The organism is Serratia sp. LSHTC3, from assembly GCF_057197125.1.
This window is the reverse complement of record NZ_JBXUNP010000001.1, coordinates 715,516-737,683: the sequence shown is the minus strand read 5'-3', so window position 1 is coordinate 737,683 and position 22,168 is coordinate 715,516. Positions and strand designations below refer to the sequence as shown.

Annotated in this window: 21 protein-coding genes, 2 tRNA genes and 1 riboswitch; of the genes, 7 read left to right on the top strand and 16 right to left on the bottom strand. The window is 58.7% G+C overall.

Features of this window, described 5'->3' with window-relative positions:
• From tssG to AC2CGI_RS03490, 7 genes are all read right to left on the bottom strand, one after another.
• Positions 1-1,029: a type VI secretion system baseplate subunit TssG gene (tssG, locus tag AC2CGI_RS03520; RefSeq protein ID WP_004935359.1), complete on the bottom strand. Its 1,029-nt coding sequence runs from the start codon at positions 1,027-1,029 to the stop codon at positions 1-3.
• The gene (gene tssF, locus AC2CGI_RS03515) at positions 1,022-2,863 is read right to left on the bottom strand and encodes a type VI secretion system baseplate subunit TssF (protein WP_015378390.1); all 1,842 of its coding nucleotides are present in this window, start codon (positions 2,861-2,863) and stop codon (positions 1,022-1,024) included. The genes tssG and tssF overlap by 8 nt, the downstream gene beginning before the upstream one ends.
• A gap of 11 nt (positions 2,864-2,874) precedes the next feature.
• Entirely contained in the window at positions 2,875-3,321 is a 447-nt protein-coding gene (locus tag AC2CGI_RS03510) for a type VI secretion system baseplate subunit TssE (protein WP_015378391.1), read from the bottom strand.
• Between the two features lie 81 nt (positions 3,322-3,402).
• Positions 3,403-3,927: an Hcp family type VI secretion system effector gene (locus tag AC2CGI_RS03505; protein WP_004935369.1), complete on the bottom strand. Its 525-nt coding sequence runs from the start codon at positions 3,925-3,927 to the stop codon at positions 3,403-3,405.
• 231 nt (positions 3,928-4,158) lie between these two features.
• Positions 4,159-5,685, bottom strand: coding sequence for a type VI secretion system contractile sheath large subunit (gene tssC / locus AC2CGI_RS03500; RefSeq protein WP_004935371.1), 1,527 nt, complete (start codon positions 5,683-5,685; stop codon positions 4,159-4,161).
• Positions 5,682-6,239 carry a type VI secretion system contractile sheath small subunit gene (gene tssB, locus AC2CGI_RS03495; protein ID WP_004935376.1) on the bottom strand — a complete coding sequence of 186 codons (558 nt, stop codon included), beginning with the start codon at positions 6,237-6,239 and terminating at the stop codon, positions 5,682-5,684. The genes tssC and tssB overlap by 4 nt, the downstream gene beginning before the upstream one ends.
• 24 nt (positions 6,240-6,263) lie before the next feature.
• The gene (locus AC2CGI_RS03490; RefSeq protein WP_004935378.1) at positions 6,264-7,229 is read right to left on the bottom strand and encodes a type VI secretion system protein TssA; all 966 of its coding nucleotides are present in this window, start codon (positions 7,227-7,229) and stop codon (positions 6,264-6,266) included.
• Between the two features lie 1,608 nt (positions 7,230-8,837).
• On the opposite strand from AC2CGI_RS03490, the gene AC2CGI_RS03485 reads away from it, so the two are divergent.
• Positions 8,838-9,272: a DoxX family protein gene (locus tag AC2CGI_RS03485; RefSeq protein ID WP_076740686.1), complete on the top strand. Its 435-nt coding sequence runs from the start codon at positions 8,838-8,840 to the stop codon at positions 9,270-9,272.
• A 57-nt stretch (positions 9,273-9,329) separates the two neighbouring features.
• On the opposite strand, the gene AC2CGI_RS03480 is transcribed toward AC2CGI_RS03485, so the two are convergent.
• The 4 genes from AC2CGI_RS03480 to AC2CGI_RS03465 all read right to left on the bottom strand — a co-directional run bounded on the left by AC2CGI_RS03480 (position 9,330) and on the right by AC2CGI_RS03465 (position 12,589).
• Positions 9,330-9,962 (bottom strand): ECs1377 family protein, encoded by a 633-nt coding sequence (locus AC2CGI_RS03480; RefSeq protein ID WP_015378394.1) that lies wholly within the window; start codon positions 9,960-9,962, stop codon positions 9,330-9,332.
• 119 nt (positions 9,963-10,081) lie between these two features.
• Entirely contained in the window at positions 10,082-10,552 is a 471-nt protein-coding gene (locus tag AC2CGI_RS03475; RefSeq protein WP_015378395.1) for a MarR family winged helix-turn-helix transcriptional regulator, read from the bottom strand.
• Entirely contained in the window at positions 10,542-12,029 is a 1,488-nt protein-coding gene (locus AC2CGI_RS03470) for a UbiD family decarboxylase (protein WP_076740685.1), read from the bottom strand. Before AC2CGI_RS03470 ends, AC2CGI_RS03475 begins: the two co-directional genes overlap by 11 nt.
• 470 nt (positions 12,030-12,499) lie before the next feature.
• Positions 12,500-12,589 (bottom strand) — tRNA-Ser (locus AC2CGI_RS03465).
• Between the two features lie 92 nt (positions 12,590-12,681).
• Here AC2CGI_RS03465 and mtfA point away from each other — a divergent pair.
• Together mtfA and AC2CGI_RS03455 are read left to right on the top strand one after the other, a co-directional pair.
• On the top strand, positions 12,682-13,482 hold the full coding sequence (gene mtfA, locus AC2CGI_RS03460) for a DgsA anti-repressor MtfA (RefSeq protein WP_004935401.1): 801 nt from the start codon (positions 12,682-12,684) through the stop codon (positions 13,480-13,482).
• A gap of 99 nt (positions 13,483-13,581) precedes the next feature.
• Positions 13,582-13,657: transfer RNA gene (locus AC2CGI_RS03455), tRNA-Asn, on the top strand.
• A gap of 54 nt (positions 13,658-13,711) precedes the next feature.
• On the opposite strand, the gene gap is transcribed toward AC2CGI_RS03455, so the two are convergent.
• The 4 genes from gap to AC2CGI_RS03435 all read right to left on the bottom strand — a co-directional run bounded on the left by gap (position 13,712) and on the right by AC2CGI_RS03435 (position 17,672).
• Positions 13,712-14,722, bottom strand: a complete 1,011-nt coding sequence (gene gap, locus AC2CGI_RS03450) for a type I glyceraldehyde-3-phosphate dehydrogenase (protein ID WP_033632647.1) — start codon at positions 14,720-14,722, stop codon at positions 13,712-13,714.
• 78 nt (positions 14,723-14,800) lie between these two features.
• The gene (locus tag AC2CGI_RS03445; protein WP_004935441.1) at positions 14,801-15,775 is read right to left on the bottom strand and encodes a GlxA family transcriptional regulator; all 975 of its coding nucleotides are present in this window, start codon (positions 15,773-15,775) and stop codon (positions 14,801-14,803) included.
• Positions 15,776-15,901: 126 nt separating this feature from the next.
• A complete protein-coding gene (locus AC2CGI_RS03440) occupies positions 15,902-16,636 on the bottom strand; it encodes an SDR family NAD(P)-dependent oxidoreductase (RefSeq protein WP_004935444.1) in 735 nt (244 codons plus the stop codon).
• A gap of 13 nt (positions 16,637-16,649) precedes the next feature.
• The gene (locus AC2CGI_RS03435) at positions 16,650-17,672 is read right to left on the bottom strand and encodes an LLM class flavin-dependent oxidoreductase (protein WP_015378399.1); all 1,023 of its coding nucleotides are present in this window, start codon (positions 17,670-17,672) and stop codon (positions 16,650-16,652) included.
• A gap of 150 nt (positions 17,673-17,822) precedes the next feature.
• A riboswitch (TPP riboswitch) is annotated at positions 17,823-17,925 on the top strand.
• 62 nt (positions 17,926-17,987) lie between these two features.
• On the opposite strand from AC2CGI_RS03435, the gene AC2CGI_RS03430 reads away from it, so the two are divergent.
• From AC2CGI_RS03430 to AC2CGI_RS03415, 4 genes are read left to right on the top strand one after another with little or no spacing between them, the layout of a single operon-like run.
• Entirely contained in the window at positions 17,988-18,671 is a 684-nt protein-coding gene (locus tag AC2CGI_RS03430) for a TenA family protein (RefSeq protein ID WP_021505830.1), read from the top strand.
• Positions 18,668-19,408 carry an ABC transporter ATP-binding protein gene (locus AC2CGI_RS03425; RefSeq protein ID WP_021505831.1) on the top strand — a complete coding sequence of 247 codons (741 nt, stop codon included), beginning with the start codon at positions 18,668-18,670 and terminating at the stop codon, positions 19,406-19,408. The genes AC2CGI_RS03430 and AC2CGI_RS03425 overlap by 4 nt, the downstream gene beginning before the upstream one ends.
• A complete protein-coding gene (locus AC2CGI_RS03420; protein ID WP_015378402.1) occupies positions 19,405-20,172 on the top strand; it encodes an ABC transporter permease in 768 nt (255 codons plus the stop codon). The genes AC2CGI_RS03425 and AC2CGI_RS03420 overlap by 4 nt, the downstream gene beginning before the upstream one ends.
• Before the next feature lie 35 nt (positions 20,173-20,207).
• Positions 20,208-21,143, top strand: a complete 936-nt coding sequence (locus AC2CGI_RS03415) for an ABC transporter substrate-binding protein (RefSeq protein WP_021505832.1) — start codon at positions 20,208-20,210, stop codon at positions 21,141-21,143.
• Here AC2CGI_RS03415 and AC2CGI_RS03410 read toward each other — a convergent pair whose 3' ends face one another.
• Positions 21,144-21,884: a transporter substrate-binding domain-containing protein gene (locus AC2CGI_RS03410; RefSeq protein ID WP_021505833.1), complete on the bottom strand. Its 741-nt coding sequence runs from the start codon at positions 21,882-21,884 to the stop codon at positions 21,144-21,146.
• Positions 21,885-22,168: the final 284 nt, after the last annotated feature.

The window sequence follows — 22,168 nt, the reverse complement described above, 5'->3', positions numbered from 1 at the left end:
TTAAGTTGTTGATTGATAAACCAGCTGCCTAAACGTCCCTGTCTTAGGTTTCAGCCAGCTGTCTTTACTCAGCGACTTGCCGCCCAGCTGCGCCGCCATGCCCGGCTCCGTGGCGATCAGCAGGCTGACATCCAGCATCAACTGATGGCTCGTAAAGTCATGACAGATGCTCACCAGCGCCTGCAGCCGCCGGCTGCCGCGCTGATACTGCTGATACTGCGGGGCCCCCAGCGGGCCGATCTGAATATGCGCGCCGTACTGGGCATCGAAAAAGCGGCTGCCGATGCGCGTGCTGCCCAACTTGCCCAGCTTTTGGCTGCCGCTTTGCTTGCCGTCGTCGATCCACTTGGCGTAGCGCGGCGTAATCGTGATGGGAACGGCGAAATAGGCCGCCAACATCTTGTTGAGCTGCCGCAGCGAGCGGCGACCGGGCAGATAAGTGCCGGGGTACGCCTCGCGCAGGCGCTGGATATGCGGGTTCACCGTCAGCGCCGTATCGACGCCCACCGTCTGGCGCAAATGGCGCAAGAACGGGTTTTTGTCATCGTCATGCTCATGGCCGATCATCGCCTTCAGCTGCGCCCATGCCCGGTAGTGCAATACGGCGAAGCGCTGGCTGACGATGCCGACGAACTGCTGGAACGCCTGGTTGCGTCTGGCGATGACTTCGGTGCGCGCGTGCTCGGTCACATGGATCGGCAGTGGGCCGTAGGGGGCGAACATGCCGAAATGCCGCGCCTGGATCAGCACTTGCTTAGGGCGCTGCACGATAGAGGCGATTTCACGCGAAGCGAACGCCATATCCGCCGGCTGGGTAATGCAGAGCCTTTCGCGGCTGCGATCGTTGGAGACGCCGAGCCGCGGCGCATCCGGCTGCGCGCGTTCGATACGCCGCAGCAGCTCGAAAAAATCCTGTCGATTGGACAGCCCGCGGATTTCGGCCTGGCCCGCGCTTTCGCTCTGCGCCCCCGGCGTTGGCGCCTGTTCCAACGAGAGCGCCGTTTCACGCATCAACGACATATCAGCCATAGTAGAGCGCCCCCCAGTCGGCGTGGGTTTCCCCATCCAGCAACAGCTTCATGCTTAACGTTTGGTTCAGGTCGCCGTATTGGCTCAACGCGTGGTGCAATATTTTGCCGAACAGATAGGCGCCGTGGTCGGCATGATGGTTGGCGCTTAAGTTGACGGCGATCTCGGCCCCGCGGATCCAGGCCAGCGGCCCCGGCCCCTGATTGCGTTCGAAGTGGTGCTCCACCCAGGCGTTTTTGATGCTGGCGATGCGCTTGCGCTGGCTGGAGTCATCCTGATGGCAGAACAACGACAGCCAGTCGCGCAACAGCGCCGAACAATCCTGAACGTCGGGGCGCGCATGGCGCAGAGGATTGGAGGCCAGCATCTGAATCGCCTGCCACGCCTGGCTGATGTTCGGTACCGCGACCGGGTTGCTCGGGTAGCGGACGATCTCCACCTGGTGGATCGGCATCGCCGTTTCCAGCTGGAAATGCGGCTGCTGAAGGTGCGCCGGCACCAGATGCCGTTCGCAGACCAGCGCCTCGACGCTGAGCGACGTGATGTCGTCGATATCGATGCCACTTTTGCCCGGCGAGATGGCGATGAAGGTATCTTCGTTGGGCAGGTGCGGATTGTTGTACTTGGAGGGCGACGGCTCCCGACGACGGTGCAGCGTATAACCGGCCGGCTCCCGCTCGCAGTCGTACTGCACGTCGGCCTGCAGCGAAGAGAAAATCACCGGGTTGCCGTCGGGCAGCATGCCTTTCACCTGTTTTACGCTGTGTATCTCATACAGCGAGGTGTTCAAACGATCGACCACCAGCTGGTGCTCCGTGCGCTCATCCGTCAGCAGCACCGGCGAGCAATGGCGGCGATACAGGTTGATGACCGGGGTCGCGAAAAGATGAAAATCCCTGGCGTTGACGCGACCGATCAGAGTGAGTGGGCGTTGCTCCAGCGCGAACAAGATCTCGAACTCGTGAACGCGTTCACATTGGCGCAGAAAATCCTGCACGCCATGCAACTCCAGGCTGAAGAAGCGGCTTGGCGCGGCGAAGTATTCACGCATCAGCCGGTTGCCGGGCAATTCCCCCACCACGGTGGGCAACAAGGCTTCTTCATCGCTGACGCCGCCCAGGCGCAAGCTGCCCGGCGGCAAGACTTTGACGATTGGCCGGTCGTCGCTTTTCGCCCATAGCACGATGCGCAAGGTGCGATTAAGCAACGCGGCCAGCAGTTGATTGGCCCGCACCGTATCTTCCGCCAGCGTCAGGTGCAGCGGCTCGAGATCCAGCTCCGAGACGGGAAGCACGCCGTGCGTCGTCAGGCATATCCTGACGTAGGCCGAGCAATCCTGCATGTGTCTGGCGGCGCCGTCAGGCAAATGGTGCGGCGGCAAAATCTCGCATTCCGCCAGTGAAATCTCAACGGGCTGCACTTTAATATGCCGCGCCGTGGTGAACGTGGCGGGTTTGTTGTTCAGCGAGATATCGTTGAGGGTCATGCGGCTCCCGCGCGGCAGGTCAACCTGGCTGTGCCACTGGGGAAAAGAGAGATCGGGCTTAATCGCGACGGTGGCGATCGCGGGAACCGGCGTATACCACAGCGGCGCCAGGCGTGAGAGCATTTGCAGGGCAAATTCCGGCTGCTCATTGTTCAGCTTTTCCTGGATGCGGGTGCAAAGGAACGCGGAGCCCTCCAACAGACGCTCAACGAAAGGATCCAGCACGCCGTCGATATGCATGCCTAAATGCTGGGCGACCTGGGGATGAGAAGAGGCGAACTGACGACCGGCCTCGCGAAAATAACGCAGCTCATCATTATATAATTGGAGAAAGCGCTCACTGAACATAGTCACCCCTATTAATCAAATACGTGTACGGCGCCACAGGAATAATCAAGAGCGATGCGCAAATTAACCAGCATTTCGTCACCCGGTAATGAGCAGGTGCCATAAATATCGAATAAAATCGCCAGCACATACGATTGGCGTTCATTCACTACAGGCACCACACGAATCGTTTTCGGATCCAGACGCGGCTCAAACGAAGTAATGATTCTTTGTATATGTCTCGCCAGCGTTAACGGATCGGTATTAATCGGTATGCGTTGGCTCAGCGACGGCAGGCCATAATTCAATACCGAACTTTCGCTGTGCGCATAATCATGAAGTTTCAAATCAGCGCTGCGCGATGCGTCATTCAGTAAAAATTCGATATCACGCACCAAAACACGCCTCCAATTATCGGCGCTGGCGCTTTGATGTCTCACGCTGAGCTTATCGAATAGCATGGGCAATGACGCTTTCATTTAACACCTCGCGATAAGGCTTATGTCTGCCCGCAATCGCTGCGGGCAGACAGCCTGCAATTAGTGTTGTGACATCAATGATCAGATACGGGCATTAAGCTTGAGGTCATACCCCGTCTTAATTACCGCACCCATGGAGCCATCATTGTTTTGCTCTTTGTACTCAACTTCGATACGTGCGAAATTCAGCTTGATAACGTCGGTTGGCAGCACGGTATCGATTTCAGTACCGATGGTGGAATTCAGCGGCATATTACCCACGGTCTTGAATGAGGAAACCAGGCAGTTGCTGAAGGTCACGGCAATGAAGTCTTGCTGACCCTGGCCTGATTTACGGCAAACAAGTTTTGCCTGAGGAATATGCTCGCCGGTGGCGCACATCAGGAACAGTTTCGGCGAAGCCTTGTTGCTCACCATGCGAAACTCAAAGTCTTTCATCTCGACTTTGCCTGAACCGCCGCCGCTCCCGAACCCCCAACGGCCGGCGTTTTCTTCCGCCCATTGCCAGGCTTGCAGCTGAATCCAGCCAGGGTAGGTTTGGTCGGGTGATTCACCATCAACACCCTCAATTTTCAAAAAATAGTCTACTAAAGCTTTCGTGCTCATTTTTTGTCTCCTTGACTGATAGGTCTACTTCGTTAATTGAAAAGTCTATTCAGATAAGTCGTTATATTGCCTACGCGATCATTGAAATAGCGACAATGAGAACCCATCAGCCATTAATAAATAGCAATAGCGTAAAAAACAGCGCCACTAAATTTCAATGAAATATCAATTCCCACCAACGCCATTTAATAATTAACGTCGGCAATATCCAAACCAATGACCAGCCGTAACTTATCTGCTCCCATCTTTTTTGGCTGACGGAAGTTTTGATACAAGTCGCAAGGACACGGTCATGCCTTCCAACTGGTAATGCGGGCGCAAATAGAAATGCGCGCGGTAATAACCCGGATCGTCTTCCACATCCTCAACGCGCACCTCGGCGGCGGCTAATGGACGACGCGCCTTGGTCGCCTCGGTCGATACGGAAGGATCGCCATCGACGTAGTTCATCAGCCAGTCATTCAGCCACAGCTGCATATCGTCTCTGGAACGGAAAGAACCGATTTTGTCGCGCACGATGCATTTCAAATAGTGCGCGAATCGGCACGTGGCGAAAATATAAGGCAAGCGCGAAGACAGCTTGGCGTTGGCCGTCGCGTCGGGATCCTCATATTTCGCCGGCGCGTGCATGGTGCAAGAACCGATAAAAGCGGCGAAATCGGAATGCTTGCGATAGACCAGGGGCAAGAACCCGGCGTCGGAAAGCTCTTGCTCGCGCCGATCGGAAATGGCCACTTCCGTCGGGCACGTCAGTTCATATCCGCCCTCATCGGAAGGAAACGCGTAGGCGGGCAGTTCTTCCACCGAGCCGCCGGATTCGATGCCGCGAATCTTCGAACACCAGCCGTACTCATGGAACGCGCGGTTGATGTTGACGCCCATCGCATACGCCGAGTTGGCCCAGGAAAAATCATCATCCACATCCGGCCTGACGGACTCCTCGAAAGCGAACTCTTCGATCGGGTTGGTTTTCGCCCCGTAAGGCAAACGCGACAGGAAACGCGGCATCGTCAACACCAGGTAACGCGAGTCGTTGCTTTCGCGCAGGCGGCGCCAGGACGCATATTCCGGCGTGGTGAAAATCTTGCCGATATCCCGCGGGTTGCCCAGTTCGTTCCACTTGCTCATCTGCAGCAGCGACGGCGACGCGGCGGAAATGAACGGGCAGTGCGACGCCGCGGAAATTTTCGCCAACTCGGTCAGCAGCGTGACGCTCATCGGGCTGTGATCGAATTCAAAATCGCCGATGATGCAACCGAACGGCTCGCCGCCGAACTGACCATATTCCTGTTCGTAAATCTGTTTGAACACCGGGCTTTGATCCCAGGCGGAGCCCCGATAGCGGCGCAAATTGCGCGTCAGCTCATCCTGACTGATGTTCAACACCCGGATCTTGAGCGTTTCGCTGACGTTGGTGTTATCGACCAGATAACTCAGACCTTGCCAGGCGGACTCCAGCTTCTGGAACTCCTTGTGGTGCAAGATATTGTTCATCTGTTGCGAAAGCTGTTCGTCGATCTGGGCAATCAACGATTCAATGGTCAATACGACATCCTGGCTGACCTTGACCTTGCCTTTGTTGGCATATTCGGACAGCGTGCCGATAGCCCGACGAACCGCTTCCGAAGCCTCGTTCGTTCTGGGCCGGAATGAACGCTTGAGCAAACCGTCAAGCTCATTTTCCGTGTCCTGCGTTTCAACTTCAGCGACTGCCGTAGCCTGCTGCTTAGCCGAATAGCGTCGTTGCCTCGCTCTCATTCCTCATCTCCTTTATTGCCGGGATCCTGCACATCCTGTTCCGCATCCGCGACCGTTTTACGCGCATCCGTCACCAAACGATGCAGAAAATCGGGTTTCTCCAGCAGATTCTTCACCACTTCTTCCGCGCTGGATTTACCATCCATATAGGTGATCAGCTCCGTGAGATGCTCCCGGGCTTCAAGCAGGCGTTGCATCTGCGGAACCCGTTTGGCGATGGCGCCAGGCGTGAAGTCATCCATCGATTCAAACTCCAATTCCACGTCCAGCAACGCATCGTCTTCGCTCAGGGTGTTCTCTACGTAAAATTGCAGACGAGGCTTGATGGCGCGCATGCGATCGTTGAAGTTGTCCTGATCAAAGGTCAGGAATTTCCGCTCTTCGATCGGCAGCAAAGGCTTTTTCCGATGCCCAGAGAGATCGGACATGACCCCCGTAACAAAGGGCAACTCCACTTTCTTTTGTGAACCGTAAAGCTCTACGTCATATTCAATTTGCACGCGCGGCGCGTTATTTTTACCGATAAATTTCTGAGAGCTTGAGTCCTTAGCCATTGGAAAACTCCTTTGTGATAAAAATTACTTCCCGGACAATTGATTTAACGAGGCCAGAGATTCCGGCAAAAGCTCCTCAACAATCGTCGCGAAGTCCATACCGATCATTTTTTGTGAACGTCGAATAAGAATGGGGGCCGGATGGCTGGGCTCATAGTTTTGGAAATAGTCCAAAACCTGATCCAACAGCAAGATGACATCCTGCCGGGAACGGATATATTTGCCGGGCATGGCGACAGGCGCGTCAGCATCCGGCGAGTCAATCTCCGCGTCATCCCGTTCAGCCGGCAATTCCTGCTGTTCCAGTGAAGCCAGCTGGCGGCTGAACTGTTTCAAATAGTCGCGTACCTGCCGGCAGTCCAAACGATAATCTTCAGCCTGCAGATTGGCGTAATTCTCGACGCGCTCCAGCGCATCGATTTCCAGCGCCAATTGCTCTTTCAGCGAAGGCAGATTTCTGCCGGCAAAATAACTGTCGGCTTGCCCCAGCACCTTTACCACCTCCGAAAAATGCAGGCTTTTGCCTTCCTGCTCGTCAAGCCGCATATTCAGCAGCTCGTCGGTAGTTAACGGCGTGTCGGGAAAAATCTTGCTGTTCTTGATTTCGTGCAGACAGGACGATGTGGCGAGCCACCCTAATGCGGCCGCATGAAAGCTGTCCGATGAGGGTTCCATGTCCGCCTGAGGGAAAATGGTGGCGCCCTCCTCGGCATATTTGGCGTCAATATCCTTAATGCCCTGGTAGAAGGCCGAAAAACCGTCGATATGAAGATTGGCGCGCATAAACCACAGCACGACATGTAAATCGAAGCACTGTTCCAGCAACGCGGCAGACTGCTCGCGAATGGCGTGCCAATTGATATCACGCGCATTGTCTACGGCATTAAGCGGATCGGTTTGGCTGTCATATTCCGAAAGCGTGAATTCAATTTCACTGTATCGTGGATCAAATTCGACGCCATTCACTTCCGTTGAGATGACTTCATTCATGGCCTGATATCCTTTTCAATCAGCACTAGAAACATAAAGCCTAATAAAGCGGGCTTTTACGTTCGCCAGTCTTTCCCAGAGTCCTTTTAGCGTAAGTTAGTCGTCACCAAGCTCGCAAATTGTTTAGATGTATTAATATTAACAACAATAATAGATTGAACCTATCAATAGAATCACAGTGATCGGTTTAAACTATTTTACATTTACATATTTATTTTTTCCTTTTAAAATCAATAAATTGCAAACGATAATTATGCAAGCTAAGAATAGGAAAAAAATCAAAAACTGCCCTAAAAACAACGTTTCATCCTTGGTAGGATAATTCCAGTAATACCACTGGATACAAATAATTTAATTAGCAAATGATAACTACAGTAAATAGTGAAATTTTTTCATAAAACCATGACAGCCAGTCGTTTCTTGCAAGCGGGTAGCACGCAATGATCAATAGAAGACGATGGCAGTGTGACTTTCATTTCCAGCACTCAGTACTTACACATGCGAAACCTGGTGTGAAAATAAACAATTTGGCGAGAGTTTTGATTATTAATTTTAAAGCTAAAGCACAGATTAACATTCCGCCGTGGTGCACCGAATACCTATTGGTACACAAACAGCCTGGTGGATAAAGCATCATTCTTTTATAGTTAACTCAGGGTAATGATCAGAATAATTTAAGATTCAATTCCCCTTCATGTGTGTTCTCATACGGCTTACCGCGGCAAAAGCACCACTGCGGTAAAGAGTCTCGCAGACTAAAGTGGCATTAGAGATATCATTTACTATAACGGCAAAATAACCACGTAAGCGCTGCAACGACAGGAACCGTGTTAAGACCAGCGATCTGTTCCATATACAAGAAATGTTTCCCTAACTGATAAGACCACTAATTTGATACTAGCAAAGGCAAACCCAATATCAAGAAAAAATATTATTTTTTTAATAAAAAAATAACAAATCAATATACATAAAACAAACAATTCAATAACTTAAAACAGTGCTGAATCGATTACTTTTACGCCAGGAAAAATAGTTCATGGAAATTTGCCCCCCCTCACAACCCCCTCAGTCAATCTCCCTCATTCTCTTCGGCATTGAATTGTCATCAAAAAATAAGAAAATCTATAAAAATAAAACCCGCCACTGGCCGTACGCCCCACAGGATCAACTTTCGCAAGGCAAAATAAGCAAGATAATTCCCAATAAAAAGGCCGAAAAAAAGCGTTAATGATTTAGCGGTTCAAAATAAAAATAAAGGTAACTCTATTGGGTTATTAAAGCGAAAACGCGCACCTTTTCATTGCTGCAAAAAAACCTTATGAATCTTTACGTTGCCTGTCCTTTGACAATCCTTAATGAAAACGCAAATCGGGTAGCCAACACATACAGAAAAGAGATGGGCTACGCGGCGGGCCAACCCTGCCGATGACTTTTCTCATCCCCGGTTCGGCCCGTGCGCACAGGTCATTCCACCTAAAGATCAGGCCGCACCGCCGGCCTCGCCCGGCGATTTAACGCCAAGCCGCCGTTTTCCTGATCCAGAACAGCTTTCGCATTCATCCGATTGATATATTGATTGAAAATCATTCCTATTCAGGAGAAAAAGCCATGGTTAAGTCACTCAATGCGGTATTCACTCGCTTTTTTGACCACCCGGACGCCGGCAAATTGGCGCTCAGGCTAACCTTCGGCGGACTGATGCTGTTTCACGGCGTGGCGAAGATTCAGCACGGCGTCGGCTGGATCGCCGGGGCGTTGCAGGAACAGGGGCTACCCGCCTTCATCGCCTATGGCGTGTATGTGGGGGAGATCCTGGCGCCGATACTGATCATTTTGGGGCTGTTCACCCGCCCCGCCGCGCTGGTTTACGCCTTTACGCTGGTGGTGGCGTTTTTGATGGTGGGCACCGGCAAGGTCTTCACCGTCACCGACGTCGGCGCCTGGGGCATTGAAAACGAGCTGGTGTTCTTTATGGGCGGACTCGCCATCCTGCTGCTGGGCAGCGGGAAGTATGCCATCGCGCGGAATGAAGCCTATCGGTAAGCGGTAGCATTAATAAGGAGGTTCTTGGTTTAAACCTCCGCTGTGCGGAAGCGGCGTTTAACGATCGGCCAACCGGTATACCGGAACCTGGCGCGTCGTGCCGGTCAGGGTGTCGAAAATCTCCGTTTCCGCCGTCACGATCGTCATGCCGGTTTTTCTTAGCCTACGCACTTCGGCGGCGATGCGCTGTATGCCGAACCAGAACAGTCCGTCCAGCGCCGTGACGCGCAGCCCCTGCTCCAGCGCCAGCTTAAGCCGCTCACGCGGCGCCTTGAGCGCTTTGGCGATTTCCCGGTAAGGCAGCGCGTCCACGCCCGACGCCGAAGTTCGGTGAATACGGGTCGACAGGCCATATTGGAAGGCCTCAGGCACGTCGCTTAAATCGCTTTTCAGGCTGTAAACGCAGCCAAAGCGCTTGCCGTTGAACACCACATTTTTTTGACTGATCGACAGCTCATCGCGCAGGCCGGCAATCAGCTGCGGCGCCCGCACCAGCAATAAGCGAAACGGCAATTCGAAACTGGTCACATAGTCCACGTTGAGCAGCGCAATGCGCAGACGCTGTTCCGCCCCGGCCTGCGTCTGGCGACACTCGTTCAACACCTCGCTCCACTGGCGCGCGAGCCGCGGGGCTTCATCCAGCGGCGCGAAGTGGTATTTCTCGATGTGGTAGTCGATCCTTTCATTCATGTCCGTTGGCCCCTGCCTCAGTCATCATGCCCTCAGCAAATTACCTTACCCGCGGGCAACAGTACAACACCGCGATGAGGTCACTCGGGAAATACGGCGCTGGCTTTAGCCGGAACGGACTACGCGGGCTCGATGAACAGCATCATGCGTTGCAGTGCGTCATCCAGGGCACTGAGCCCGGCATCATCCAGACAGGCCATCAGCTGTGCGTCATAATCCGCCACCCATTGCCTCGCCTGGTCAAAAATGGGACGAGACGCCGGCATGACGCGCAGATATACCGCGCGCTTATCTTCCGGATCGGGGAAGCGCGCGACCCACCCCCGATTAACCAGTTGGGTGATCGTACGGCCTAGCGCGGTGCGATCGGTCTGCGAATGCGCTATCACCTCGCTCATGGCCACGTCGCCCGGAAAACTGTAGAGAATGCGCAACGCGCGCCACTCATGGAGGCTGAGTCCTTGCAAAGCGAGTAACGCAGACAGCCGTTTTTCGCGGTGACGCACCACCTCCGTCATCCTGTAAAGCGCACCATTGGGCAATCCCATTCCCCGTCTGCCGCTCTGCGTGCCTTTTTTTTCAGAATCCATACTGTTTCCAATTAGCCTCGACTTTTGCCCTGACCTGTTCCGGATAAGAGTGCCTGAAAGAGGCGGTCCCCGCACGTGTTACGCCGCTGAACTGCTCGGGAAACAGGCAGTTGATGATGGCTTTGCCGCCGCTACCGCGCGCCTTGTCTTCTTCCGTCAGGTACGGCACCATCGGGAACTCGCGTACGTCCGGGAAGATAAAATGGTCGCGCGCCGGATGTGAACGCGTGGCCAACGCCCAAACCACCTGATCGATATCGACAATATCAATGTCATTGCCGACCAGGATCAGTTTGGGGATCAGGTAGCCCGCATGCGAGCCGAAGACCACCTCCGCCACCTTGCTGGCAAAATCCGCCGCGGTGGTATTCATTCCGGCCAGTTTTTCGATATCGACGGAGACCACCGCCCAACAGGTCGCCGCCTCATAGGAACACCAGACAAAGTCAACGGGCAAGGCCGCGCTCTGCAGGGTTTCCAGCAACTGAGCAGAGATCATGGTGCCCCAGATCGTATGATTTTCTTCCGGCGGCGTGCCGGCGACGCAAATCGGCAAAATGGGGTCATCGCGAAACGTCACCGCACGCACATGAAACACCGGCTGTTCATGGCCTTGCTGGTGTTGATAGCCGTGATACTCCCCCATCGGCCCCTCCAGCGCCGTCTCCGTCAGGCTGATTTCACCTTCCAGCACAATTTCCGCATTGGCCGGCACCCAGAGATCGTTGGTTTCCGCTTGGGTGAGCGTAACGCTTTTACCGAGCAGCGCGCCGACATAGTCAGGCTCACTGACGCCGGCCGGCAACGGCATCCCCGCGACCGCCACCGCTGCAGGCGGCGCCCCGAGCACCATCGCCCACGGCGTAGGTTTCCCTTCTCGGCGCCACATTTCACGGATCATGCCGATGTGTTGGGTGGGTATCGCCGGGCCGGTGAGACGATTGCGATCGAACATCATGAGCCTGCCGACTCCCCAGCTATGCCACTTTCCGTCCGGGGATTGCACGACATGGAACCCGTAAGTGCCGAAATAGCGCCCGCCATCCCGTTCATGCAACAGCGGTACCGGGAAGCGTTCCAGATCAACCTCGTCGCCACGCCAAATATTCTCTTTCACCGGGCCGGTCGAACAATAATCCGGCGCAAACGGCTCCGCCTTCACCGCCCGGCGAATCGCCGCCACGATATCCCGCGGAGCGCTCTCCGGCGGCAGCCCAAAATGGAGGGCGAGGCGAGAATAGGCATGTTCCGCAGAAGCGAGCATGCCGGCCGGCGCGCCGAGGATGCGGGCTCCCGGCATCGCGCCCGCCACGTGATGAAATAGCGGAGCCGAAAGCCGTTGCTCATAGACCCGGCGGCAGACAGCCGCTATCTCCAGGTCGGCGGAAACTTCCTGATGCACGTCGACCAAATCGTTTCGGCGACGCAATTCCTCAATGAATTGACGAAAATCCAGTGCGCAATCGAGCAAACTCATGGCAAGTCCTCCAGTCTCCAGGCGGTCAGCCCCTTCTGTCGCCCTCGTTTCGGGCAGGAGACTGATCATTTATGTGCATGTGCACACATATTAGTGCGCAAAAAATCGCGTGTAAATACACACTATCCTGGAGGCGTTGGGCATGTTTTCAGTCTGGCAAACTTTTCAAGGGATAGCGGACTCAGACCGTGCACGCCCCTGCCGGCAGGCATTATCGCCGTGACGGTTTCACACCTTCAGCGTGATTGGCATGCATAGCATTGGGCTTGCCGCAGGCGCCATACCGGATCCAAGCGCAACGTGGCTCACAAAATGAAGAACATAATCGCAAAATGCTATTCGTTGATATTGCACGAGTTATAATGCGAGAAAGGATCTCGGCCAACGCAAACCGGTTTCATATCCAACGGTTTACAAGCATTAGCGAAAGAAAAGGATTTTGATTCAATGGGGAATAACGCGGGGTAAAGTGGCGGAGAGAGGGGGATTTGAACCCCCGGTAGAGTTGCCCCTACTCCAGTTTTCGAGACTGGTCCGTTCAGCCGCTCCGGCATCTCTCCTGACAACGCTTGCTATCATGCCCGCTTTTGCGGCATTTTTACAGCATTAGCATACCGCTGAACGTTCAAGTGATGAGTTTACGAGCAACCTGATGATTAAATGGCCGTGGAAAGCGACTCAACCCTCTCAATCCCAGGCAGACATCGAGGCCCAGTGGCAGGACGCGCTGGCGATCCCGCTGCTCTCGCCGCTGAATGAGCAGGAGCGGCAGCGGCTGGTGGCCGTCGCCGGGCAAATATTGCAGCAAAAGCGCATCGTGCCGCTGCAGGGGCTGCAGCTCACCTCGCAAATGCAGGCGCGCATCGCCCTGCTGTTCGCCTTGCCGGTGCTGGAGCTGGGCGCGGAATGCCTCGACGGCTTCAACGAAATTCTGCTCTACCCCACCCCGTTCGTGGTGGAAGACGAATGGCAGGACGAGATCGGTCTGGTGCACTCGGGGCCGGTGGTGCAGTCGGGCCAAAGCTGGGAACAGGGGCCGATCGTGCTCAACTGGCAAGACGTGCAGGACTCTTTTGACCTCTCCGGTTTCAATCTGGTGATCCACGAAGCGGTGCACAAACTGGATATGCGCAACGGCGGCGTCGCCACCGGCGTGCCGCCGATCCCGCTGCGCGAGGTGGCCGCCTGGGAACATGATCTGCACGCCGCGATGGAAAGCCTGCAGGACGAGATCGACATGGTCGGCGAAGAGGCCGCCAGCATGGATGCCTACGCCGCCACCGATGCGGCCGAGTGCTTCGCCGTGCTGTCGGAGTATTTCTTCAGCGCTCCCGAACTGCTGGCCGAACGCTTCCCGGCGCTGTATCAGCACTTTTGCCGCTTCTACCGCCAGGATCCGCTGGCGCGCCTGCTGCGAGACCAGGCGGAAAACGACGCGCAATGGGCTGATTGACGGGCGCATTGCTCAGATACCGAGCAGTCGCACCGCCTGGGGCAATTTAGCGTTGACACACCCGGAGCCGCTGGATATGATGCGCCCCGTTCACACGATTCCTCTGTAGTTCAGTCGGTAGAACGGCGGACTGTTAATCCGTATGTCACTGGTTCGAGTCCAGTCAGAGGAGCCATATTTAGAGAAGCCCGCTTAAGGAAACTTAAGCGGGCTTTTTGCTGTTGGGCGTTTAGAGCCCGCGTTGTTCCATCAGCAGCGCCAGATCGACCAAGCGGTTGGAGAAGCCCCACTCGTTGTCATACCAGGCGAGCACTTTCACCAGGTTGCCGCCGATCACCAGCGTGGACAGGCCGTCGATGATCGACGAACGCGCATCGCCCCGATAGTCGCTCGACACCAGCGGTTCATCGCTGTACCCCAGGATCCCTTTCAGCGGGCCGGACGCCGCCGCCGCGCGGAAAGCGGCGTTGATCTCCTCCACCGTCGCCGGGCGTTTCAGCGTCACCGTCAGATCGACGATGGAAACCACCGGCACCGGCACCCGCAGCGAATAACCGGTCAGGCGGCCGTCCAGTTCGGGGATCACCTTGCCGAGCGCCTTGGCCGCGCCGCTGGAATAAGGCACGATCGATTCCGCCGCTGCCCGCGCGCCGCGCAGATCTTTTTCCGGCTGATCGTGCAGCGCCTGGCTGTTGGTATAGGCATGCGTGGTATTCATCAAGCCGTATTCGATGCCGAACGCCTGATGCAATACCTGCGCGGCGGGCGCCAGCCCGTTGGTGGTGCAGCTGCCGTTGCTGACCACCTTATGCAGCGCCGGATCGTAGAGGTGATCGTTAACCCCCATCACCAGCGTGATGTCGTCATTCTTGGCCGGCGCCGAGATAATCACCCGCTTGGCGCCGCCGTGCGTGATGTGCACTTCCGCCTTGGCTTTATCGGTAAAGAAGCCCGTCGCTTCGATCACCACGTCCACGCCCACGCTGCTCCAGGGGATTTCGGCGGGATCGCGCTGCGAAAACACCTGAATCGGCCGGCCGTCCAGCAGCAGCTGGTTGTCGCCGGCTTCCACCCTGGCCGCCAGCGTGCCGGAAAGCGTGTCGTATTTCAGCAGGTGCGCCAGCGTCTTGCTGTCGGTCAGATCGTTGATCGCCACCACTTCAAAATCGCTGCGCCCCAGCGCCGCGCGCAGCACGTTGCGCCCGATCCTGCCGAAGCCGTTAATGCCTACTCTCACCATGATGCACTCCTCATTTGTGGACTTTGCCTAAAATCTAGCGCCGACCAGAAGCGGCGTAAATGACGTTTACCAATCAATTTACGCCAAATTGCGCGCATGAAAGCGTTCGCGGTATTCGCTCGGGGTCAGCTGCAGTTTGCGCTCAAACACCCGCCGCAGGTTAAGGCCGTTGCCGAAGCCGGTGGCCAGGGCAATCTGCTCGATACCTTCCGCGCTCTGTTCGAGGCGCTGCCTGGCGGTATGCAACCGCCCCTCTTCGACGAATTTGGCGGGAGAAATGCCCGTCTCGCGGGTGAACACCCGGGTAAAGTTGCGCGGGCTCATCGCCACGCGCTCGGCCAACCGATCGACGCTGAGATCGTCGGCGAGGTTTTCCAGGATCCAGGATTGCAGGTCACGGATCGGCCCCGGCGATTTGGCCTGGTTGAGCGGGTAGCGGCTGAACTGCGCCTGCCCGCCGGGGCGGCGCAGAAACATCACCAAGTCCTGCGCCACTTCGCGCGCCTGCACGAAGCCGTAATCATCCTCCACCAGCGCCAGCGTCAGATCGAAGCCGGAGCTGACGCCGCCGGAGGTCCAGATCGGCCCGTCCTGCACGTAGATTGGGCCGTTTTCGACCTGCACCCGCGGGAAGCGCGCCTGCAGCGTTTCCGCCAGCCGCCAGTGGGTGGTCGCCCGCCGCCCGTCCAGCAACCCGGCTTCGGCCAGCAGCAGTGCGCCACCGCAAACGGAAGCGATACGGCGCGCCTGCGGCGCCGCGCGGCGCAGCCAATCGGCGACCAGGGCACCCTCTTCTTCGGTCGCCCCCTTGCCGGCGACGATCACGGTATCGCGCGGCAGGGCCGGATCGAGATCCGCCAGGCGATGATCGGCCAACAGGCTCAGCCCGGACAGGCCGTGCACCACCCGGTGAGATTGCGTGGTGGCGACCGCGATCTGATACAGCGGCGTCTCGGCAGGGCTCAGGCGATTGGCCTGCATCAGGATATCGGCGATGCCCGCCGCTTCGAACAGCATGCCCCCTTCAGGGACGATAATCAGGAATGAGTGCATGGCGATAATATAAATAACAATCAAAACAGGCCAGGCGACCACTGTATAAGAAAAGCCCCGTCGGTTCACCCTGCGGGTATAAAAAAGCCCGCCGATAATCACCGACGGGCCAGGAAGGAACGGCCATCAAGCCTGCGGCAGGTTCACCCCGCCGGCGCGTGCCAATTGCGCCAGCAGCGCCGTTTGAAACGCCTCGTCGTGTACCGCGGCGTGAGGCTCGAACCGCTGCTGATGATGCCAATAGCCGCCGGAAATCAGTGCCTGCGGCTCATCGCTGCTCACCAGCCACGCCTGCGTCACGTGTCCCAGCGCCAGATCGTCGGGCGCATCCGCGCCGCCCATTTTGGTTGGCACCCAGCCGGGATCGACCGCGCTGCTGATGACGCCGGGCCACAGGCGCGCCACGGCGGCGGCCAGCGCGGTGACGAACAGCTTGCTGTCCGAATAGGAGCCGGCTGCGCCGCCAAGCCAGTCCACGCCGTTCAGTTCCGCCACGCCGTCAAAGTGCATGCTGCTGCTCAGGTAGACGATGCGATCGGGGCGTTCGATCAGGGCCGTCAGCAGATAGGGCGCCATCACGTTCACCGGCATCACCTGCGGCCCGGTGAACATGCCGGCGTTGTGGATCACCGCATTCGGGCGGCCAAGACGATTCACCTGCTCGGCGACCTGCCGGATCTGCTGCACCTCGGACAGATCGCCAATCACCGCCTGCGCGCCCTGATCCAGCAGATCGCGCACCGCCTCCAGACGGCCGGGGGCGCGCGCATGCAGGATCACCTGATGCCCTTCCTCCAACAGCGTTTGCGCGGCGGCGCGGCCCAGCCCGTCGACCGAACCGGTAATGAAAATGCGTGACATGCCACTCCTCCGTTTAGCGCCAGCCGAGCGCCGGCGCGACATGGGTTAAAATCGATTCGATAACGTGGGCGTTATAATCCACGCCCAGCTGGTTAGGCACGGTCAGCAGCAGCGTATCCGCTTCGGCGATGGCCTCGTCCTGCGCCAGCTGCTCGATCAGCGCGTCCGGCTCGGCGGCATAGCTGCGGCCGAAGATCGCCCGGGTCTGCGCGTCGATATATCCCAGCTGATCGCCCTCTTTGCCGCTGCCACCGAAGTAATTGCGATCCCGCTGATCCACCAGCGCAAAGATGCTGCGGCTCACGGAAACCCGCGGCTCGCGCGCATGGCCGGCCTCTTGCCAGGCGGCGCGATAGGCGCGGATCTGCTTGGCCTGCTGGATATGGAAGGGTTCGCCGGTCTCGTCATTCTTGAGCGTCGAGCTTTGCAGGTTCATGCCCAGCTTCGCCGCCCAGACGGCGGTGGCGTTCGAACCGGCGCCCCACCAGATGCGATCGCGCAGCCCGGCGGAAAACGGCTCCGGCCGCAACAGCCCGGGCGGATTGGGGAACATCGGCTGCGGATTGGGTTCAGCGAACCCTTCGCCGCGCAGCGCTTCCAGAAAGACTTCGGTATGGCGGCGGGCCATGTCAGCGTCGGTTTCGCCCTCGGCCGGGGCGTAACCGAAATAGCGCCAGCCGTCGATCACCTGCTCCGGCGAGCCGCGGCTGATGCCGAGCTGCAGCCGCCCGCCGGCGATCAGATCCGCCGCGCCGGCGTCCTCCACCATGTACAGCGGATTTTCATAGCGCATGTCGATCACGCCAGTGCCGATCTCGATACGTTGGGTTTTGGCGCCGATGGCGGCCAACAGCGGGAACGGCGATCCCAGCTGGCGCGCGAAGTGGTGCACGCGAAAATAGGCGCCGTCCGCGCCCAGATCTTCGGCGGCAACCGCCAGATCGATGGACTGCAGCAGCGCATCCGCTGCGGAACGGGTGCCGGACTGGGCGGAAGGCGTCCAGTGGCCAAACGAGAGAAAACCAATCTTTTTCATCGGGCATCGTCCTCAAAGGCAAAATCATCGGCCTACAGTGACAAAAACCGCGCGCCTTGCGCCAGCAAAATCGCCCCCGATCGCACTAAACGAACCGATTGCCGCCGCGCCGCCCGGCGATTGTAATCAAAAAACAAATGTCGTATAACAGGCAGCTCCGAGGGGTGTCCTGTTACGGGCTGAGATGGCGCAAGCCGAACCCTTTGAACCTGATCTGGGTCATGCCAGCGAAGGGACGGTTAGGCAACAACGCAATCACCCGTTGCCTGTTCATACCTCAGCGTGCCCGGATCTCCACTGACTCAAGGAGGTCCCATGTCCATCACCACCCTGTTCGAAAGCGGTCTTTACGGCCGGCTGCGCCACCATGCCGGCAGCCACTGGCAGGACTACGTCGATCACCCGTTTCTGCAGCAGCTGGCCGCCGGCACCTTGCCTGAACGCGCTTTTCGCCGTTACCTGACCCAGGACTATCTGTTCCTGCTGCACTTCGCCCGCGCCTACGCGCTGCTGGTCAGCAAGCTGCGCACCCTGCCGGAGATGCGCGCCGCCACCGCCTCGCTCAACGGCATCGTCGCCGAGCTGCCGCTGCACGTGGCCTACTGCGCCGAATGGGGGCTAAGCGAAGCGCAGATCGCCGCCCAGCCGGAAGCGGCGGAGACCATGAACTACACCCGCTACGTGCTGGATATCGGCCATGCCGGCGACGCCCTCGATCTGTTGGCCGGTCTGCTGCCCTGCGTGGCCGGCTATGCCGAAATCGGCCTGCGGCTGCTGTACGATCCCGCCACCCAGATGGAGGGCAATCCTTACGCCTCCTGGATCCGCAACTACGGCGACGAGGGCTATCTGGCCGGCGTACGCGCCGCCATCGAACTGCTGGAAACCGTTGGTCGGCAGCGCGGCGCACAGGATCGCTTCACCGAGCTGGCGCAGATTTTCACCACCGCCACCCAACTGGAGTCGGCATTTTGGCAGATGGGGCTGAACGCCTCATGACCTCTCCGCTTCTCCCGCCCGGTATCCAGGTGCGGGATCTCAGCCTGCGTTTCGGTCAGCACATCGTCTTCGACCGGCTGAGCTTCGACATCGCCGGCGGCAGCTTCGTCGCCCTGCTCGGCGCCAGCGGCGCCGGCAAAACCAGCCTGCTGAAGATCATCGCCGGCCTGGCGCAGGCCAGCTCTGGTTCGGTGACCGGCAGCGACGGCCTGCCGATCGCCGGGCGCATCGCCTACATGGGGCAAAAAGATCTGCTTTACCCGTGGCTGACCATCGAAGAGAACGTCGCCCTCGGTTCGCGGCTGCGCGGCGAAACGCCGGATCGGGTTTGGGCGGCGCACCTGCTGGAGCGCGTGGGCCTGGCCGCGCATGGCCGCAGCCTGCCCGCCTCGCTGTCCGGCGGCATGCGCCAGCGCGCCGCCATCGCCCGCACGCTCTACGAACGCCAGCCGATCGTGCTGATGGACGAACCCTTTTCCGCGCTGGACGCCATTACCCGCGCCGAGATCCAGAGCCTGGCCGCCGAGCTGCTGGCGCAAAATACCGTGCTGTTGATCACCCACGATCCGATGGAAGCCTGCCGCCTGAGCCACCGGCTGCTGGTGCTGTCGCCCTGGCCGCTGGGCCTCGACGATACTCACCGCATCAGCGGGCTACCGCCGCGCGCGCCGGATGACGCCGACCTGCTGAAAAGCCAGGCCGAGCTGCTGCAGCAGCTGGTGAGGGCTGCACAATGAATAGTGCCCAAGAGCGTGGACTCACCCGCCTGCGGCGCGGGCTGACGGTGTTTGTCGGCCTGCTGCTGCTGTGGTGGCTGGCGGCGCAAAGCGGCATTCCGGCCTTTCTGCTGCCCACGCCGGGCGCAGTGGCGCAGGCGCTGTGGGACGGGCGCGGCTATCTCGCCTGGCACACGCTGGTCACCGCTTCGGAAATCGTCAGCGGGCTGGTTCTGGGCGTGTTGCTCGGCGCGGCGCTGGCGCTGTGCATGATTTTCTCGCCGCGCCTGCAGCGCTGGCTGATGCCGCTGGTGCTCACCAGCCAGGCGATACCGGTGTTCGCCCTGGCCCCGCTGCTGGTGCTGTGGTTCGGCTTCGGCATGAGCGCCAAGGTGGCGATGGCGGTGCTGGTGATCTTCTTCCCGGTGGTGTCGGCCTTTTTCGACGGGCTGCGCCGGGTCAACAACGACTACCTCGATCTGGCGCGCACGATGCGCGCTTCGCGCTGGGCGCAGCTGCGGCACGTGCGGCTAATGGCGGCGCTGCCGGCCTTCGGCTCCGGCCTGCGCATGGCCGCCGCCGTCGCGCCCATCGGCGCCATCATCGGCGAATGGGTCGGCTCGGCCGAAGGGCTGGGCTATGTGATGCTGAACGCCAATGCGCGCATGCAGACCGACGTCTGCTTCGCCGCACTGTTTATTTTGGTGCTGATGACCGTGCTGCTGTGGGCCGCGGTGGATGCGCTGCTGCGGCGCCTGATCGCCTGGGCGCCGGAAAACGACTGATGATTGCAACCATAACCAGGGATAAAGGAACGACCATGATCAAACAAACCGTTTGCGGGCTGCTGCTCGGCGCCGCCCTCACCGGCCAGGCCGGCGCGGCCGACAAGCTGACGCTGGTGCTCGACTGGTACATCAACCCCGATCACGCGCCGATTATGGTGGCCGAGCAGATCGGCGCCTTCAAGGCCGCAGGGCTGGACGTCAAGATCGTGCCGCCGTCCGATCCGGCGCTGCCGCCGCGACTGGTGGCCGCCAAACAGGCCGACCTCGCCATCACCTATCAGCCGCAGCTGCATTTCTTCGCCGATCAGGGCCTGCCGCTGATGCGCGTCGGCACGCTGATCAACACGCCGCTGAATACGGTGATCGCGCTGGATAAAAACATCACCTCGCCGGCGGATCTCAAAGGCAAAACGGTGGGTTACTCGGTCAGCGGCATCGAACAGGCGACGCTGGCCACCATGGTCGAACACGAGCATCTCAAACCGCAGGATATCAAGCTCATCAACGTCAACTTCCAGCTGACCAGCGCCCTGCTGGCGGGCCAGGTCGATGCGGTGATCGGCGGCTACCGCAACATCGAAGCGCTGGAGCTCAAGCTGCAGGGTAAAGAACCGGTGGTGTTCAACGTCGAAGATTACGGCGTGCCGGCCTACGACGAGCTGATCATCGTCGCCAACCGCGATGCGGTGAACGAGCCGAAAATCCGCAAATTCCTCGTCGCGCTGAAGCAAGGCAGCGACTACCTGCACGCGCACCCGCAGGACACCTGGTTGGCGTTCGCCAAGGCGCACCCGGAGCTGAATACCGAGCTGAACAAACAGGCGTGGCAAGCCAGCCTGCCGCTGTTCGCGCGCGATCCGGCCAAGTTGGATCGGGCCCGCTACCAGGCTTACGAACAGTTCCTGTTCGACAATAAGCTGATCAAGAAAATCACCCCGGTAGACCAGTACGCGGTGGAGCTGAACTGATCACGCCGAGGCGGCCGGCGGCGCCACCGTCACTTCGCCCTGGCCGCTGCGCTGCAGGGCCGCCTTCACCAGCCCATTGGCCTTGCAGCGTTCGATAAACGCGTTCACATAGGCGGCGCCCTGCATGTTTTGCCGCGGCACCGCCATCGCCTGGCGGATGGCGGTAAAATGTCCGTCCAGCACTCGGTAGCCGGGATGGGCGGCCGCGGCGGCCAACAGCGGTTGACGCACGCCGGCCGCCGCCTCCAGCCCCCGTTCGAAAAACAGCGCGATCGCCTCGGCGGAGGTTGCCGCCCGCACCAATTGCGCCTGCTGCAGCGTGCGCGATAAAAACAGATCGTACGCCGCCCCCTGCCCGACCGCGATGCGCACCTCCGGCCGGTCGAGCTGCGCCACCTCAGAGTAAGGCGCGTCGTTCGCCACCAGATAAGTCCCCTCGATGATCACGTAGGGTTCGCTGAAGGCGATCTGCGCCGCGCGCACCGGCTCGATGGCCATAAACGCCAGGTTCCAGGCGCCGCTGTCCAGATCGGCGAACACCTTGCCGGCCGCGTCATAGGTCACCAGCTCCAGCGCCACGCCCAGTTCGCGAGCCAGCGCGGCGGCCAGCTCCACCGAAGCGCCTTGCGGTTTGCCATCAGCCCCGGCCTGCGCCAGCACCGGATTGCCGTAGTTGATCGCCGCGCGCAACACGCCTTGCGGGGCCAGATCGTCGAGTACCGCTGCGGGGATTGTCTGCATACTTCCTCCTGAATGGCTGATGGATGCACCGTCGTGGCGCTCATTAAGCGTAGAGCGAAACCTCCGACCAGCAAGCTTTCGCCGCCGCGGCCGCCGTCGGTGTGATTAACGTCACACTATTGTCATAAAAATGTACAATAGCCGCCGCTCGTCGGCCGTAGCGGGAGATCGCGCGTTGTTCCGCCGCCGGCAATAGGCTATACCCTTCACTTTTCGCGCCGCGGCACGCTCGGCGGCGCAAACCAGGGCAGCAACGGTTTTATTTCAATCAGACAAGGTTTGGC